We start from the raw sequence: 15,771 nt of genomic DNA, 5'->3' as shown, positions 1-15,771 counted from the left end.
GGATGCACATTCAAAATGTGCGATTAATAAAGAAGGACGTTCCAAAGCTGGACGTCCTTCTTATTTTTATCTTATTTTATTTTTTATTTATAAGTCTCCGCGCTCCATTTTACGCAAACGAGGCTCAGCGCTATCTTTTGCGCCAGTAATACGATAGACGTCAAAAACGCCTTCAATCTTACGAATAGCAGCCAAAAGCGTGTTCAGATGCTGAGGGTCTGCCATTTCAAACGTAAACTGGCTTGTTGCAACACGATCATCTCCAGTGGCAATAGTTCCGGAAAGAATATTTACGCCATGATCCGAAAGTACGCGAGTAACATCAGATAGCAAGTGTTGCCTATCCAAAGCTTCAACCTGAACCTTTACTAAGAACAAACCTTTATCGCTGGTCCATTGAACAGGAATAACTCGTTCAGGCTGAGTTTTTTGTAAATCAAGCATATTCTGGCAGTCAGTTCGATGCACAGACACGCCTTGATTTCTAGTAATAAAACCAATGATGTTATCTCCTGGAACAGGCATACAACATCTTGCAAGCTTTACCCAAACGTCTCCAACACCCTTAACGGAAACACCTAAAGCACCATTAGATTTTCTATTGCGCTCTACATTCTTAAGAGGTAATGCTTCCTGCTCTACTTCTTCTGCAACCTCATCGGCACCTGCATCTTTAACAAGTCTAGAAATAACATTTTGAGTAGAAACTTGTCCTTCGCCAATAGCTGCGTACAATGATTCAACATTAGCTGGCAAATTAAGTTCATCCGCAACGCCAATTAAAGCCTGCTGTGTCATCAAAGTAGTTAAAGGCAAGTTACGTTTACGCATGGCACGAGTTAGCTCGTCCTTGCCCTCTTCAATGGCTTCAGAGCGACGTTCCTTGCTAAACCACTGACGAATCTTGTTTCGAGCACGTGGGCTTTTGACAAAACTCAGCCAATCACGAGATGGGCCGGCGGTATCTGACTTTGAAGTAAGAACTTCAACCGTGTCACCATTTGTAAGCTTAGTGTCCAAAGGAACTAATCTTCCGTTCACTCTTGCGCCCATCATTCGGTGACCGACTTCAGTGTGAACCGAATAAGCGAAATCAACAGGCGTTGCATCCTGAGGAAGAGCAACAATGCTTCCCTTTGGAGTAAACACGTAAACTTCAGAAGCTCCAAGATCTTGCTTTAATGAACCTAAGAACTCATCAGAATCAGGCGTTTCACTAGTCCAATCAGCAAGCTGCTGAATCCACTTAAGATTATCTGCTTCACTAAGCTCTTTACGTTCTTCAAGCTCACCTTCACGCTTACGGTCATCTCTGTCTGGCTTACTTAAAGCTCTACCAGCCTGGCCATTTGCCTTGTACTTCCAGTGTGCAGCAATACCAAATTCAGCTCGCCTATGCATATCCCAAGTACGAATCTGAATTTCTACAGGCTTTCCACCAGGGCCAACAACAGTAGTATGCAAGCTCTGATACATATTTAGTTTAGGAGTTGCAATATAGTCCTTAAAACGTCCTGGAACAGGGCTCCAACGCGCATGAACCGCTCCTAATGCGGCATAGCAGTCTCGAATGGAGTCAACAATAATTCGAACGCCAACAAGATCGTAAATATTCTCAAAATCATGACCGCGAACTATCATTTTTTGATAAATCGAGAAATAATCTTTTGGACGACCCTTTACGGATGCTTCTATGTGTTGAACTGCTAAATCTTCGTTGATTTCTTCAAGAATTTGACGCAAATAAACTTCGCGCTGACCAGCTCTACGAGCAACAAGTACAACAATTTCGTTATAAATTTTTGCATAAAGTACTTTGAAGCTAAGTTCTTCAAGTTCAGTTTTAATAGCATTCATACCAAGACGGTTTGCAAGAGGAGCATACACGTCAAGAGTTTCTCGAGCTTTTTTGTGAGAACTTGATGGCTTAACATATCTCCAGGTTCTTGCATTATGAAGACGATCTGCAAGTTTTACAACAAGCACTCGTACATCTCGGCTCATAGCAACAACCATTTTTCGAATTGTTTCAGCTTGTGCGCTTTCGCCATACTCCATCTTGGAGATTTTTGTAACACCATCAACTAATCCAGCTACAGTGTCACCAAATTCTGCACGACATTCTTCTAACGTGTAATCAGTATCTTCAACAGTGTCGTGCAATAATCCTGCTGCAACAACAATCGGCCCCATACCAAGATCTGCAAGAATCTGCGCAACTGCAAGAGGGTGAATAATATAAGGCTCGCCTGATTTACGACGCTGACCTGTATGCTGTTTTACCGCACGGGAGTAGGCACGATGAAGAATAGTCATGTCTTCATCGGGATGATGCCACTTGCACATGTTTAATATTGGCAGCAATGGGTTACGAGAATCCTCACTGATTTCGCATCCAAGCCTATGAGCGCCTTTTACATCATCTTGAAGTTCACCCATCGCAGCACACCTCCTGTATTGTCTACTATCCTACCCGCAAAAATGCGTTATGCTCTACAAAATTGTCAAATAATACAATAAATCCGACTCAGCGCTAAAACTGGTCGGATTTACTAAAAAATTATTGTACTCCGGTTGAGCCAAAGCCTTTATTTGAACGATCAGAACCAGGCAATTGTGTTGCTGGAATAAATTGTGCTTCTACATAACGCTGTATAACCAATTGAGCAATACGATCGCCGCGATTAAACTTCACGGTATTTTCTGGATCTAAATTAATAAGCGGCACTTTAATTTCGCCACGATACCCAGCGTCAACCGTTCCAGGAGCATTCAACACAGTTACGCCCTGTTTTGCGGCAAGACCAGAACGAGGATGAACCAAAGCAACGTATCCTGCTGGCAAAGCAATAGCAACCCCGGTCGGAACTAAAGCACGTTCAAATGGACGCAAAGTAATATCCTCAGTAGTACGCAAGTCTGCACCAGCATCGCCAGCATGCGCATAGCAAAGCGGCTGCATAGTGGAGGATTCGCCATCGAGATACTGAATTAGTACCTCAACCTGCTCGGGGCCAGTGTAGGTCTCGTCGTATGCCATTTAAGCTGCGCACTCCTTGCAAACAGGCTGTCCGTCAGCCGTAGTTTCTGCTAATTGACTACGATGTTTTACAAGGAAACATTCAGAACAAATAAATTCATCACCTTGCATAGGAATAACAGTTACAGACGCATCTTCATTGCTTAAATCAGCACCTGGTAACTCGTAGTCTTCAGCAATAGCATTCTCATCATCGTCAATGTCGCTGCTGGAATTTTGAGAGCTTTTGCTCAAAGCTTCCAACGACTCTTCGTCCTCATCTTTACTACGAGGAGAATCATAATCCTGTGCCATTATGGTCCTTTCGTTTTAAGCTACCTACGCGCATAGCATACATTAATGCCACCCCGCATATAATACACACATTTTATCTTATATAGAATGGTAAAGAATGCAGTGTATGGACTAAAGTATATACATAGTATTGTTAAAAGCGAAGAAAGTGGTGCACAATGCTTGAAAATCCGCCAAAAGAGGCGAGTTTTGACCATGTTGATGCAGACGGCAATTTGATTTTTATTTTTGAAAACACGCCGTTAAGCATTAAAGTGGACGACACGCTGGAACACGCTATCGCTGAATCACAAAAGATTACTAAAAAGCATAGCGATAATAATTCGGCAGATAATAACGTATCTGCAGCATCGTCGAACGCTACCCTGCCTATTTCGCAGATTCAGGCTTTAATTCGAGCTGGGGTTGATCCAAGCCACGTTGCTAAGCGCTATAACGTAAGCGAAGCCCAAGTAAGGCGATTTTCTGCTGGAGTAGAAACAGAAAAACAGTACGCTATTGAGCAATTCCTGCTTGTTCCTGCACCAAAACAAAGCAATATGCGCACACTTGCAGATTTAATAGAGCGAACTCTTGCCAAAGCTCATATTGGTATGGAAACAGTTCAATGGCTCGCAACACGCCGAGGCTTAGAACCGTGGCTTATTAGCGCTACTTTCAAAACTGCAACACGAACTATTAAAGCTGAGTGGACATGGAATATGCATGACAACTCAGTAACATGCGCTAATCCATCTTCTCGTTTACTTCTTGGCGAAGACGCAAATGGTAATGATGCAGCTAAGCAAGCGCAATACGGCGGAATGTACCGTGACACTGTAAGCATAAACTTCCCATTTTCAACAGAAGAGTTGCCTGGAAATTCAATTCGCTCAGCAAGAATTGAACGCGCTGTTTCACAATGGGAGCTTCGAAATAGTGATAAGCTTTCTGAAATTGATTCGAATAGTTCGGATATTTCTGATAGTTCTAATTCTAATCAAGAACATAAGCGCGCAAAAACTAGGAAAATCGCAGATTCTTCAAATGAATTAGCTGAAAACGTGCTATCAAATAGCAGTAGAGCTCAGCAACCTTCGCTTATGCAGTCAGATTATGACGAAAATCAAGATGCATCATCTAGTATTCTTTCTTACGACTCGAGTGAAGCACAAAAATCTTTGGCAGACAAAGTAAAGCAAACTGAAAAAGCCGAGAAAGCAAAAAGAGTTGAAGTATCTGAAAACGCAGAAAAAGTAAATTCTGATGCTGCAAAATCTTTGAATACCACTTCTACAAATCATGAAGCTGAGTTTGACACTAATCAAGAGTCTGATTCTGCTAAGAAAAACTCTTTAAATCATGAAGATCACAATAACAATAAGAGGCGAAGCGGAAGAGCTGCAGTTCCAAGCTGGGATGAGATTTTATTCGGAGAAGGCTGATTCTTTTGATTTTAGAGCGAATTTTTTACTACGCAATTTACGCTAAAAAATTCACACTAAATCAATAAGACATGGAATATCCATTTCCATGTGAGTCATTGACCCGTGAACACTTGGTAAGCTCATAGCTTTTTCTGTTTGAGTTCTAGAATCGACAATAGTAAAAGCGTTACGAGCCTGAACTAGAACGTCGCCAAGAACAGATTCTGCGCGCGGGTCAACCTTGCCAAAAACACCATCTAAAATAGCTTGCTTTTTGCTGCGAATAAGCGCATTTTCACCAATAATTTTGCGCCATCTTTCAATAATATCTTCAGGATTAGTGTTTTTACTTGCATAAAGCATAACAGAGCGAGGTTCTCCACCTACCAGTTCAACTCCACGCATTAACTCTTCGCTTTTAGCAATATCAATACAAGAGTTAGAATCAGATTGAATCATACCGTGGTCGGCAGTAATAACAATCAAAGTACCTTTAGCACAATTTCGTTGCAACAAGCGCAACTGCGAATCAACCTGCTCAAAAGCAGCAACCCACTGTTCAGAATCCCATCCATAATTATGACCAACCTTATCCGTGTCTCTTAAATACAAATAAGTTAATCCTGGAGTTTTAGTAGTATCAGCAGCTTTCATAATTCTAGCTCTAGGAGTTCCAGCAGTAATATAAGTAGCTCCGCGAAAAGCAGCTTGAGTAAGTGGAGAATTTTCAAACTTAGGCAAGCTAATACTATCTGCACGAAAACCTTTAGAAACTAAGCTTTCAAATACTGTTTGCTGCTGCTGCAATTCAAGAGGATTTGGAGCATCTTTAAATTGAATAAGTTGAGCAATCTTACCAGTTTGAGCATTTTTTTGAGTATAGCCAGTCATACAAGTAAGACCTGGGCATGTGCCTGTACCAAACGTTGCCATTGCAGCAACAGTTGTGCTTGGGATACAAGATTTAATAGGACGCTGATTTTTAGGCTCATTTAAAAGAGAACGCAAATATGGCGCATGACCTTGACGCATTAGAATATTCCAGTATCCCAATCCATCAACTAAAACAACAATTGCAGATTTTACTTTAGGAAAACCAAGACTTTCACGCAAAAAAGCTGGATTTTCATGCACTTTAGTACTTACAGGAGCGCCAATTGCATCGCTTAAAGCTGGTAAAACTGATGAAAGATGGAAAGCTCCGCCACTTTGCTCAGAGCAAGAATCATGCGAATAATCTTGCAAACTTGAGCTGGAAAAATCTCCATAAGTAATATTGCCTACAAACTGCAACAATTCTTTTTTAGATGGCACATCAACACTCATATACACTATTGAACCACTTATATAGAACCACAAGCTACTACTGATAGCCACTACTAAGAGCTAATACTGATAGAGCAAAATCATTCTAGTAAAATAAAAAATACTAAATTAGTAACAAATCTTCAGCAAATAAACCTACTTTTATTAACAATATTAAGAAAATACTTACAGTTTGTGCATAGAAATTGGTAACATTGAGAGCCGTAATGTCATTCAAGGAGTTCTAAATATGCCTTCACGCCGTCACTCAACACAACAAGCTTTCGACCCAAGAAAAGTCAAAGAGCATATTGTTGAAACACCATTGAATGAAGAAATGAGCAAATCATTCCTTGAATACGCTTATTCTGTTATTTACGCGCGTGCTCTTCCAGATGCAAGAGACGGCATGAAGCCTGTCCAACGACGCATCATTTACCAAATGGGCAACATGAATTTAAGCCCTGATCACGCTTACATGAAGTCTGCTCGCGTTGTTGGTGAAGTAATGGGTAAGCTGCATCCTCACGGCGATTCTGCTATTTATGAGGCAATGGTTCGATTAGCACAGCCGTTCTCACTACGTTTACCTCTTGTTGACGGACACGGTAACTTTGGTTCTCTCGACGACGGCCCTGCAGCTTCCCGCTACACGGAAGCACGTTTAGCTCCAGCAGCTCTTGGAATGAACGCGGATATTAACGAAGATACTGTTGATTTTGCGCCAAACTACGACAACAAACTAAAAGAGCCTACTGTACTTCCATCTGCTATTCCAAATCTTCTAGTAAACGGAGCTTCCGGCATTGCTGTTGGCATGGCAACAAACATGGCAACGCATAATTTAGGCGAAGTAGTTTCTGCAGCAAAATATGTTATGAAACATCCTGAAGCCACATTGGACGATCTTATGAAACTCGTTCCAGGACCAGACTGGCCGGGCGGAGGAATTATTATTGGCAGAAGCGGTATTCGTGAAGCTTACGAAACTGGTCGCGGAGCGTTTACAACGCGTTCCACAACGCATATTGAAAATATTACCGCTCGCAAAAAAGCGATTATTGTTACCGAACTTCCGTTTATGGTTGGTCCTGAACGTGTTCTTGAGCGTATTTCTCAAGGTGTTAAAGCTCGTAAACTCGATGGAATTTCGGGTGCTATTGATTTAACTGACCGACACAACGGCACTCGTCTTGTTATTGAAATAAAAACAGGCTTTGACCCTAACGCAGTTCTTGCGCAACTTTTTAAGCACACGCCTCTTCAAGAAAGCTTCACCATTAACAATGTTGCATTAGTTGACGGAAGACCACACACAATGGGATTGCGTGAGCTTTTAGACGTTTGGATTGCACACCGCAGAACAGTTGTTAGAAGACGCAGTGAGTTTAGGCGTACAAAAGCACAAGAGCGTCTACACTTAGTTGACGGCTTGCTACTTGCCCTGCTTGATATTGATGAGGTTATTCAAGTTATTCGCTCTTCTGAAGATGCGGATAGCGCAAAAACCAAGTTAATCAAAGTTTTTGATCTTGACGAAATTCAAGCACAATATATTCTTGATTTGCGCCTTCGCAGACTTACAAAAATGAGCCGAATTGAGCTTGAAGCGGAACGCGACGATTTACTTAAAAAAATTGACGAACTTAATCAAATCTTAAGCTCTGACGCAAAACTTGACCGAGTAGTAATAGCAGATATGGATTCTGCTGTTAAACAGTGGGATACTCCACGAAGAACAATTCTTCTAGACGAAAACGAAGACGGAAGCTTTACGCCAGTTTCTTCAAGCGTAAGTAAAGACAGCGAAGATGATGCTATTAAAGCCGTACAATCTGCTAATAAAATTACTTCAACACAAGCAGACTTGGCTGCTGCTGCTAACGCTGCACGCAAATCTGGAGAAAATGATGCAGCTTACGCAGCTTTGCAATTAAGCGACGAGCCTTGTGCAGTTGCATTAAGCGCTTCCGGTTTCATTGCGCGAACCGACATAGCAACATTCAAACTCTGGAAGTCACACAACGAAAACGTTTTTAACACTCCTTGCTCAACAATGTTTGAAACAACAACTCGAGCAAGTTACGCTCTTATTACTTCCGCTGGACGCCTAGTATTAGCGCATGTTGCTGATTTGCCGCAGTTAAACTATGAAGAAGGAAAAACCTCTGAATTAACCAAAGGCGTAAAAGCACAAGAATTGTTAACATCCACACAAAGCACCGATCCTGTAAGAGGAGAACGCGTAGTTACAGCAATAGTATTAGAAAATTCCGAATCTCCTACCCCGCTTGCGATTGGAACTAGAAACGGCGTAGTTAAACGCTGGAACTGCGAAGCTCCAACAACTATGGACTCGTGGAGCATAATTGATTTGAAAGATGATGATGCTGTTATTGCAGCAGCCCCAGCTAACGATAACGACAGGCTCGTGTTTATTAGCACAGATTCGTCACTTCTTACCTTCGAAGCAAAACAGGTTCGTCCACAAGGACGTACAGCAGGCGGAATGGCTGGAATTCGCCTAGCTGAAGGTGCTAAAGTTGCAAGCTTTGCAGTAGTACCAGAGCAAGCTATTGAATGGCATTATGAAGAAGGCGAAAATGGACTATTCTGCGCTTCTGGCACAGTAGTATTCACCGTTGCTGGAGACAGCGATGCTCTTCCTGGAACAGAAAACGGTGCTGCCAAACTTACGCCGTTCGACATGTACCCAACAAAGGGTCGCGGAACTGGCGGCGTGCGCTCGCAACGATTCCTTAAAGGTCAAGATACTTTAATTCACGCATACGTTGGATACTATCCTTTGCAAGCTGTTACTGAAGGTGGAAGTAACGTAGAGTTACCTAAACCAGACATGCGAAGAGACGGTTCTGGAACTGAACTTGTTTCCCCTATTGCGCACATTGGGTAGCAATGTTTTTGCTCTTCTAGTTTTACACTTTTTAAAACTAGTTTCTGCGCTTGCGAGTTGCAGCAAATGATCCAGCAAGACCGGCTATCCCTGCGAAAAGCGAAGCAATTGCGGAAGCAAGAATTGGGGTTGTGGTTAATCCAGTTCAATTTCTTTATTTACATCTTCATCAAGTGAAGCCTTCAACGTAAGTGAAGTCTTCCAGCATCAAACACCGTTACTCCCTCAGATACCCAACTGAGAAAGTAACAGTAATTAGCAAAACACCGTTAAAAACTCAGCAAAACTGAATTATTCAACAATACTAAAAATATTCACAATTGCGCAATTACGCAATTGTATGCAAACATTCTCACACTCAACTTTCGCAAGTTCGAAGCAAACGCACGTGCATAAAAGTCATTACGGCAAGAAGAATAAGCAAATAAGCAGGAAGCAAATCCATAGACACGTTTTGACCAATTAGTCCAAAAATAGCAGGCATGAGCATAGACCCAATGTATGCGCTTGCCATTTGCATGCCAACAATAGCTTGAGACTTATCTGCACCAAAATAATGCGGCGTGGAATGAATAATACATGGGTAAACCGGAGCACAACCAAGACCAATAATTATAAATCCTGCAATAAGCTCAATATGATCCGGCAAAGGCAGCAACAATAGCAGAATGCCCATAAGCATAACGCACTGCCCAATACGAATCATTGTTGCATCGTTAAAACGCATAGTAAGAAATCCACTTACAAAACGACCAATCGTAATACCAACATAAAACAAGCTTGCCCAACCTGCTGCAACAACACGGCTAACTCCTCCATGCAAAACCATGTAACTACTAGCCCACAAGCCTGCAGTTTGCTCCAAAGCACAATAGCAAAAGAACATAATAAGAATGTTTTTAGCTCCAGGAATAAGCAAAACTTCCTTATAAGATAGCATTCCAGAAGATTGTTGCTTTAAATCAGTTTGTTGCTTTAAATCAGTAAGATTATGCGATTCTTTCCTTTTACTATTTTTCCACAGCGGCAAACTTATAAATAGAACGAAAGTCAAGGCAATTTGTATAGCAGCAATATACTGATACCCTGCAGGCCAACGTTGGCCGTGAGAAAGCGCAAAACCCATAACATAAGGACCTAGAGAAGCGCCAATTCCCCACATGCAGTGAAGCCAGCTCATATGCCAGCTTTCATAATGCACAGCAACATAATTATTAAGAGCCGCGTCCACTCCTCCTGCACCTAAACCGTATGGTATAGCTAGGAAAATAAGCACAAGATAATTAGGCGCAAAAGAAAAACCTAGTAACGCTAAAGCTGTTAGAGCAACTGAAATAAGCGTAACCTTACCAGGGCCAAACTTATGCGTAAGCCTGTTAGACAATAGTGCAGAAATAATTGTTCCTGCAGAAATAACCATTGATATTCCACCAGCCCAAGAAATCTGCGCACCAACATCGTGACTCATCGTAGGCCACGCAGCTCCAAGAAGAGCATCCGGCAAACCCAAGCTAATAAACGCAAGATAAATAACCGCAAGAAGAACGTTAATCATAAAAATTTCCAAACATTAGCCAATTCGTATTTGCAGCGCAAACAAAGAAAATCAGGTATCTATTTTGGAACGATCGAAGTCGTCAGCGTTATCAACAATAAACTGCTTGCGCGGAGGAACATCATCACCCATCAGCAAGTCGAATACTTCACTCGCCTGCTGAGCATCTTCCATACGAATTCTTCGAAGCATGCGCGTTCTAGGATCCATGGTTGTGTCTGCAAGCTGATCCGCATCCATCTCACCCAAGCCCTTGTAACGCTGAATATCGCTGTTAAAATCAATGCCCTTAGCTTGCAAATCATCGAGCTTTCCAGCCAACTCGTCGTCGGAATACGTGTAAATATACTCGCCCTTGCGCTTTCCAGCGAGCGCAATTCTGTGAAGAGGCGGCACTGCAGCATAAACATGTCCGTGCTCAATAAGCGGACGCATATAACGATAGAACAGCGTTAGTAGCAGAATACGAATGTGAGCGCCGTCAACGTCAGCATCTGTCATCATAACAATCTTGTTGTAACGTGCTTGCGAAATATCAAAACTTGCGCCCGACCCTGCTCCAACAACCTGAATAATTGCAGCGCACTCTTTGTTAGAAAGCATTTGCGCAAGGCTTGCTTTTTGAACGTTCAAAATCTTGCCTCGAATTGGCAAAAGCGCTTGGAAAGCAGAGTTTCTTGCAGCTTTTGCAGTTCCGAGTGCAGAATCGCCCTCGACTATGAAAAGTTCTGCAACATCGTCGTTTCCAGGCTGGCAATCAGAAAGTTTTGGCGGCATAGAAGCTGACTCAAGCGCATTCTTTCTGCGAGTAACTTCCTTAGTTTTACGCGCCTGAATACGAGCATGCATTTCGGAAACGATTTTTTCTAAAACTCTAGCGGACTGCTCTTTGAATCCTCGCTTAGATCCAGTTATCATTTCGCCGAATTGAGCGTCAGTCATTTTTGTAACAATCGGCTTAACTTGAGCAGTTCCAAGCACGTCTTTAGTTTGACCTTGGAATTGAGGTTCTGCTATTCGAACAGTTACGACTGCTACTAAGCCTGCCATAATGTCGTCGCGCTCAATTTTTGTATTCGAATCTTTAAGATTTACTTTTAGCTTGCGCGCGTTATCTTCAACAGCTTTACGAATTTGCTTAGTTAAGCCTTGCATAAAACCGTCAACATGCATGCCTCCGCCAGGAGTTTCAACAACGTTTACAAAACTAATAATCGTTGAATCGTAGCCGTTTACCCAACGCATTGCAATATCAACGCCGCATTTACGCGTCACTTGTTGAGCATGTAAATCTCCAGCAGAATCAACAGCTTGCGTTTCTTCTACATACGTATCTTCGCCAGAAATACGCCAAATATCGGATACTGCTTCACCTTTTGAAAGAAAATCAACGAAATCTTTAACGCCACCATTATGCAAAAACTCAACTACTCGAGGATGATGTTTATTTTGCATTGAGTTAGCGGACGCAGCATTTGCAACAGATTGTGCAGCTGATTCTTCAGATTCAGAATTTTCAGTCGCTATATTTTCAGTCTCATCTTCAGACTTATTTTCATCTTCTAATGCTGTTTCAGATTCTAATTCTTCAAATTCAGCCACAGAGTCATCGCTATTATCAGACTGATTTTCAAGAAGATTATTTTCTACAACATCATTTTCTGCAACACTATTTTCTGCAACATTATCTTCAGGAGAATCAATTTCTTCAATATTTGCAGATTCACCTTCAGGAACATGCTCGTCAATAACAGTAATCTTTAAGCCAGGAACTAGGAAACTTGTTTGACGCACGCGAGCAATAAGCTGCTCATAGCTAAAATGAGCAGTAGAATTGAAGATTTCTGGATCCGCCCAATAGCGTACACGAGTTCCGGTAGTTTTTGGCGAAACAGTGCCAATAATTTCAAGCTCAGTAGGCTTATTTTTGCGCGTGCGCTTAAACGGAGATGCTGGAGATGGATGCTCCGGATCCGCATCACTATAAACACCAGGATGCCCTTGATGGAACGCCATATGATGCGTTTTACCGTCTCTATCAACTTCAACATCCAAACGCAAACTTAAAGCGTTTACAACAGAAGAGCCAACGCCGTGCAAACCGCCTGCAGCATTATAAGACGCGTTACCAAACTTTGCTCCAGCGTGAAGCTTAGTTAAAACGACTTCAACACCAGTGAGCTTTGTTTTAGGCTCAACATCTACCGGAATACCGCGGCCGTTATCTGCAACTTCAATAGAGCCATCATCGTGAAGAGTAACAATAATATGGTCACAAGCACCCGCCAAAGCCTCGTCAACCGCATTATCAATAATCTCCCAAAGGCAATGCATTAAGCCTTGGCTGTCTGTAGTGCCAATATACATGCCTGGACGCTTTCTTACAGCATCCAAGCCTTCTAGCACTGTCAAACTGTCGGCATCATATTGCTCTTGCTCTTTAGAGACCACTTCTACCCCTTATATAAGCTAACTATTAAGCAATAAGTGTCGCATCTTAACTAAAGTAGAAACACGACACTTTTGCAATATAACGTTACAAAATCACTGATCTAAGAAGTCACGCAAAGTTTGCGATCTAGAAGGATGACGCAACTTAGACATTGTCTTGGACTCAATCTGGCGAATACGCTCACGAGTAACGCCATAAACGCGACCAATATCATCCAAAGTCTTAGGCTGACCATCTTCCAAACCGTAGCGCATTTTAATAACACCAGCCTCCCGAGGAGCTAATGTTTCAAGAACCTGCCTGAACTGCTCTTGCAAAAGAGAGAATGCTACAGCATCAGATGGTGCTATTGCGTCAGTATCCTCAATCAAATCTCCGAACTCAGAATCGCCATCTTCACCCAAAGGTGTATGCAAAGAAATAGGCTCACGCCCATACTTTTGTACTTCCTGCACCTTTTCAACTGGCATATCAAGCTCGCGCGCAAGCTCATCTGGCGTAGGCTCGCGACCCAAGTCTTGAAGCATTTGACGCTGAACTCTAGAAAGCTTATTAATAACTTCCACCATGTGCACTGGAACTCGAATTGTACGAGCCTGATCTGCCATAGCGCGAGTGATTGCTTGACGAATCCACCATGTTGCGTAAGTGGAGAACTTAAAGCCCTTCTTCCAATCGAACTTTTCTACAGCTCGGATTAAACCAAGATTACCTTCCTGAATCAAATCAAGGAAAAGCATTCCGCGACCGGTATAGCGCTTAGCAAGAGAAACAACAAGACGCAAGTTTGCTTCCAAAAGATGATCTTTAGCTTTCTTACCGTCTGCCGCAGCCCACTTAAGTTCGCGCTTGCGCTTAAATTCCATATTGTCAATCTCGGTATCGAGTAAATGCTGAGCGTACAAGCCAGCCTCAATACGTTCAGACAAATCAACTTCCTGCTCAGCGTTCAGCAAGCTCACGCGGCCAATCTGCTTCAAATAATCCTTAACAGGGTCAGCAGTAGCTCCTGTAGCAATAACTCGACGCTTAGGATTTCCGGAAGGAGTTAGATTATCGTCATCATCGTCATCTCGAACAATAAATGCGCCCTTAGCCTGTGGAACTTGAGGAACATCATGCTTATGCTGATCATTGTCTTCAACATCTTCAAGATCATCTACATCATCTTCAAGATCACTTTCAACATCTACATCAACATCTCCAAGATCATCAACATCAGCTATATCTTCCGGATGAATATCATCCAAATCTTCCAAATTCATTTGATCCTCATCGTCAAGATGAGCATCGTCTAATGAATCGTCAATAGCTAATGAATCACCATCTTCTATAGCATCATTTTGAGCATTATCGATACTGTTATCACTATTGTTGCGAACTTCTGCTTCAACTTCAGATTCAACTTCGCTCAAACCTAACTCAGTATCAGTTTGATTTTCAACTACTTTTTTTGAACGAGAACTACGCGTTTTACTAGCAGCAGACGAAGTGCGAGCGTGACTTTGTCGTGCAGTACTTGTTTTACGTGCTTTTACAGGCTTATTACCATCTTGCTCTTCGCTCTGATCAGCTGATGATTCAACTTCGCTCGTCAAACTGTTCCTCCTGTAGTATCCCCTTGCAGCGCATATAGGCATAGTTCAAGCAAGGGCAAGTTTTACCTTAAGTAGTAAACCATTTAAGCACGACGATTATTCCCCTTATTTTTCTTGCGGCGTGGCGCATTCTGATATCCAGGCTGGTTCAAGCTTATTTTCATAAGCTCCTTCAACAATTTTTGCCATTGTGCAATCATTATCTATACTCAATGCTCGCTCAGTATATTTTTTAACGTTACCTAGCCTAAACCACCAGCTAATATATGCTAAAAGCGCGTAAATTTGCACTGTTAACTCCGGTATACTTTGTGTAGCAAATGCCATAACTTGTAGCACTCTGCATGCTGTTATTGCTCTTTTTATATTCGGCTTTTTGCTTGTTTGAATAAACTTAGCTTCTAAAAATTGACGCAATCTATCTGACACCATAGGCGTGTGCGGATACCATGCGAATTCTGCTAGAGCATTGTCGTCATACCATTCTTGATTTTCATCTAAAATAGATATAAGCATTGCGTCGCGGACGTTAATATTGTGGAACATTCCAATAGCAAGATTTACTAAATCATATCCGAACATTTTCTTGTCGTGTAGAAACATGTCGCACCATCGTACGAAAGCAACACATGCAGTATTTCTAACAGCGCTTTCTTTACCGTTTATATTCGCGTTTTGAATAAAAGATTTTGAAACTGTTGGAATCCAATGCTGTATGCCTTTAACCCATTGCGAATTTTCGTCACAATTAAAATACGCATATTCTTTTGAGAATGTCATAAAGAAGCTACATTCTTTTGAAGGATATATTTTTCCTTTAATGTCCGAAATCTCTTGGCCAGCAAAACTACTAAAATCATCCAATCCAATAAAATCTATTGAATCATCGCAAAGATTAGCGCTTTCACCATAAACTTCCAATATGCTTTGAGTATCAAAATCATCAATGCAACTATGCGAAATCTTCTCTTCTAAATCAACACTTGCTACTGCCATAACAATTACTCCACTTCATTAATGTGTATTGCACATATACATTTATGTATTTGCTCATAATTTTTTATTACTAAATCAAGTTTTACGAGCGTAATTCTTGATATGTGTAAGTTTCTCAATATGCGAAATAGTATTCAATAAAAAACGATTGCAACGGTTAGAAGCTCATTAAATCGTACAAACTATTGTGTTTTACATTGTTTAGCCCTGT

10 protein-coding genes are annotated in these 15,771 nt (G+C 41.7%); 2 read left to right on the top strand and 8 right to left on the bottom strand.

Annotated elements, in window-relative coordinates; all coding sequences use genetic code 11:
* Nucleotides 1-87: 87 nt before the first annotated feature.
* From HXT35_RS00555 to HXT35_RS00545, 3 genes are all read right to left on the bottom strand, one after another.
* Complete coding sequence (locus HXT35_RS00555; RefSeq protein WP_004136141.1) at nt 88-2,439, bottom strand: RelA/SpoT family protein; 2,352 nt, start codon at nt 2,437-2,439, stop codon at nt 88-90.
* Nucleotides 2,440-2,560: 121 nt separating this feature from the next.
* Nucleotides 2,561-3,040, bottom strand: coding sequence for a dUTP diphosphatase (gene dut / locus HXT35_RS00550; RefSeq protein WP_004128220.1), 480 nt, complete (start codon nt 3,038-3,040; stop codon nt 2,561-2,563).
* Nucleotides 3,041-3,334 carry a DUF4193 domain-containing protein gene (locus HXT35_RS00545; protein WP_004128217.1) on the bottom strand — a complete coding sequence of 98 codons (294 nt, stop codon included), beginning with the start codon at nt 3,332-3,334 and terminating at the stop codon, nt 3,041-3,043. It abuts the gene before it with no gap.
* A gap of 158 nt (nt 3,335-3,492) precedes the next feature.
* Between HXT35_RS00545 and sepH the strand changes: the two genes are divergently transcribed.
* Nucleotides 3,493-4,758, top strand: coding sequence for a septation protein SepH (gene sepH, locus HXT35_RS00540; protein WP_421788084.1), 1,266 nt, complete (start codon nt 3,493-3,495; stop codon nt 4,756-4,758).
* A gap of 51 nt (nt 4,759-4,809) precedes the next feature.
* On the opposite strand, the gene HXT35_RS00535 is transcribed toward sepH, so the two are convergent.
* Nucleotides 4,810-6,066, bottom strand: a complete 1,257-nt coding sequence (locus HXT35_RS00535; RefSeq protein WP_421788082.1) for an alkaline phosphatase family protein — start codon at nt 6,064-6,066, stop codon at nt 4,810-4,812.
* Nucleotides 6,067-6,295: 229 nt separating this feature from the next.
* On the opposite strand from HXT35_RS00535, the gene HXT35_RS00530 reads away from it, so the two are divergent.
* Nucleotides 6,296-8,959 (top strand): DNA gyrase/topoisomerase IV subunit A, encoded by a 2,664-nt coding sequence (locus HXT35_RS00530; protein WP_421777690.1) that lies wholly within the window; start codon nt 6,296-6,298, stop codon nt 8,957-8,959.
* A gap of 358 nt (nt 8,960-9,317) precedes the next feature.
* Here the strand turns inward: HXT35_RS00530 and HXT35_RS00525 are convergent, their stop codons facing one another.
* From HXT35_RS00525 to HXT35_RS00510, 4 genes are all read right to left on the bottom strand, one after another.
* Complete coding sequence (locus HXT35_RS00525; RefSeq protein ID WP_421777689.1) at nt 9,318-10,514, bottom strand: MFS transporter; 1,197 nt, start codon at nt 10,512-10,514, stop codon at nt 9,318-9,320.
* A 51-nt stretch (nt 10,515-10,565) separates the two neighbouring features.
* The gene (locus HXT35_RS00520; protein ID WP_421788080.1) at nt 10,566-12,965 is read right to left on the bottom strand and encodes a DNA gyrase subunit B; all 2,400 of its coding nucleotides are present in this window, start codon (nt 12,963-12,965) and stop codon (nt 10,566-10,568) included.
* Nucleotides 12,966-13,058: 93 nt separating this feature from the next.
* Nucleotides 13,059-14,564 (bottom strand): RNA polymerase sigma factor, encoded by a 1,506-nt coding sequence (locus HXT35_RS00515; RefSeq protein ID WP_421777687.1) that lies wholly within the window; start codon nt 14,562-14,564, stop codon nt 13,059-13,061.
* A gap of 105 nt (nt 14,565-14,669) precedes the next feature.
* Nucleotides 14,670-15,560, bottom strand: a complete 891-nt coding sequence (locus HXT35_RS00510) for a hypothetical protein (RefSeq protein ID WP_421777686.1) — start codon at nt 15,558-15,560, stop codon at nt 14,670-14,672.
* Nucleotides 15,561-15,771: the final 211 nt, after the last annotated feature.

The sequence above is a fragment of the Gardnerella sp. DNF01141 genome (assembly GCF_049244255.1).
Classification (GTDB): domain Bacteria; phylum Actinomycetota; class Actinomycetes; order Actinomycetales; family Bifidobacteriaceae; genus Bifidobacterium; species Bifidobacterium vaginale_E.
This window is presented reverse-complemented; position numbering and strand designations above follow the sequence as displayed.

Excerpts from the sequence above, each read along its gene's own strand:
- HXT35_RS00525 (WP_421777689.1), bottom strand. The coding sequence starts at position 10,514 with ATGATTAACGTTCTTCTTGCGGTTATTTATCTTGCGTTTATTAGCTTG.
- HXT35_RS00535 (WP_421788082.1), bottom strand. The coding sequence starts at position 6,066 with ATGAGTGTTGATGTGCCATCTAAAAAAGAATTGTTGCAGTTTGTAGGC.
- HXT35_RS00545 (WP_004128217.1), bottom strand. The coding sequence starts at position 3,334 with ATGGCACAGGATTATGATTCTCCTCGTAGTAAAGATGAGGACGAAGAG.
- HXT35_RS00510 (WP_421777686.1), bottom strand. The coding sequence starts at position 15,560 with ATGGCAGTAGCAAGTGTTGATTTAGAAGAGAAGATTTCGCATAGTTGC.
- dut (WP_004128220.1), bottom strand. The coding sequence starts at position 3,040 with ATGGCATACGACGAGACCTACACTGGCCCCGAGCAGGTTGAGGTACTA.
- sepH (WP_421788084.1), top strand. The coding sequence starts at position 3,493 with ATGCTTGAAAATCCGCCAAAAGAGGCGAGTTTTGACCATGTTGATGCA.
- HXT35_RS00530 (WP_421777690.1), top strand. The coding sequence starts at position 6,296 with ATGCCTTCACGCCGTCACTCAACACAACAAGCTTTCGACCCAAGAAAA.
- HXT35_RS00555 (WP_004136141.1), bottom strand. The coding sequence starts at position 2,439 with ATGGGTGAACTTCAAGATGATGTAAAAGGCGCTCATAGGCTTGGATGC.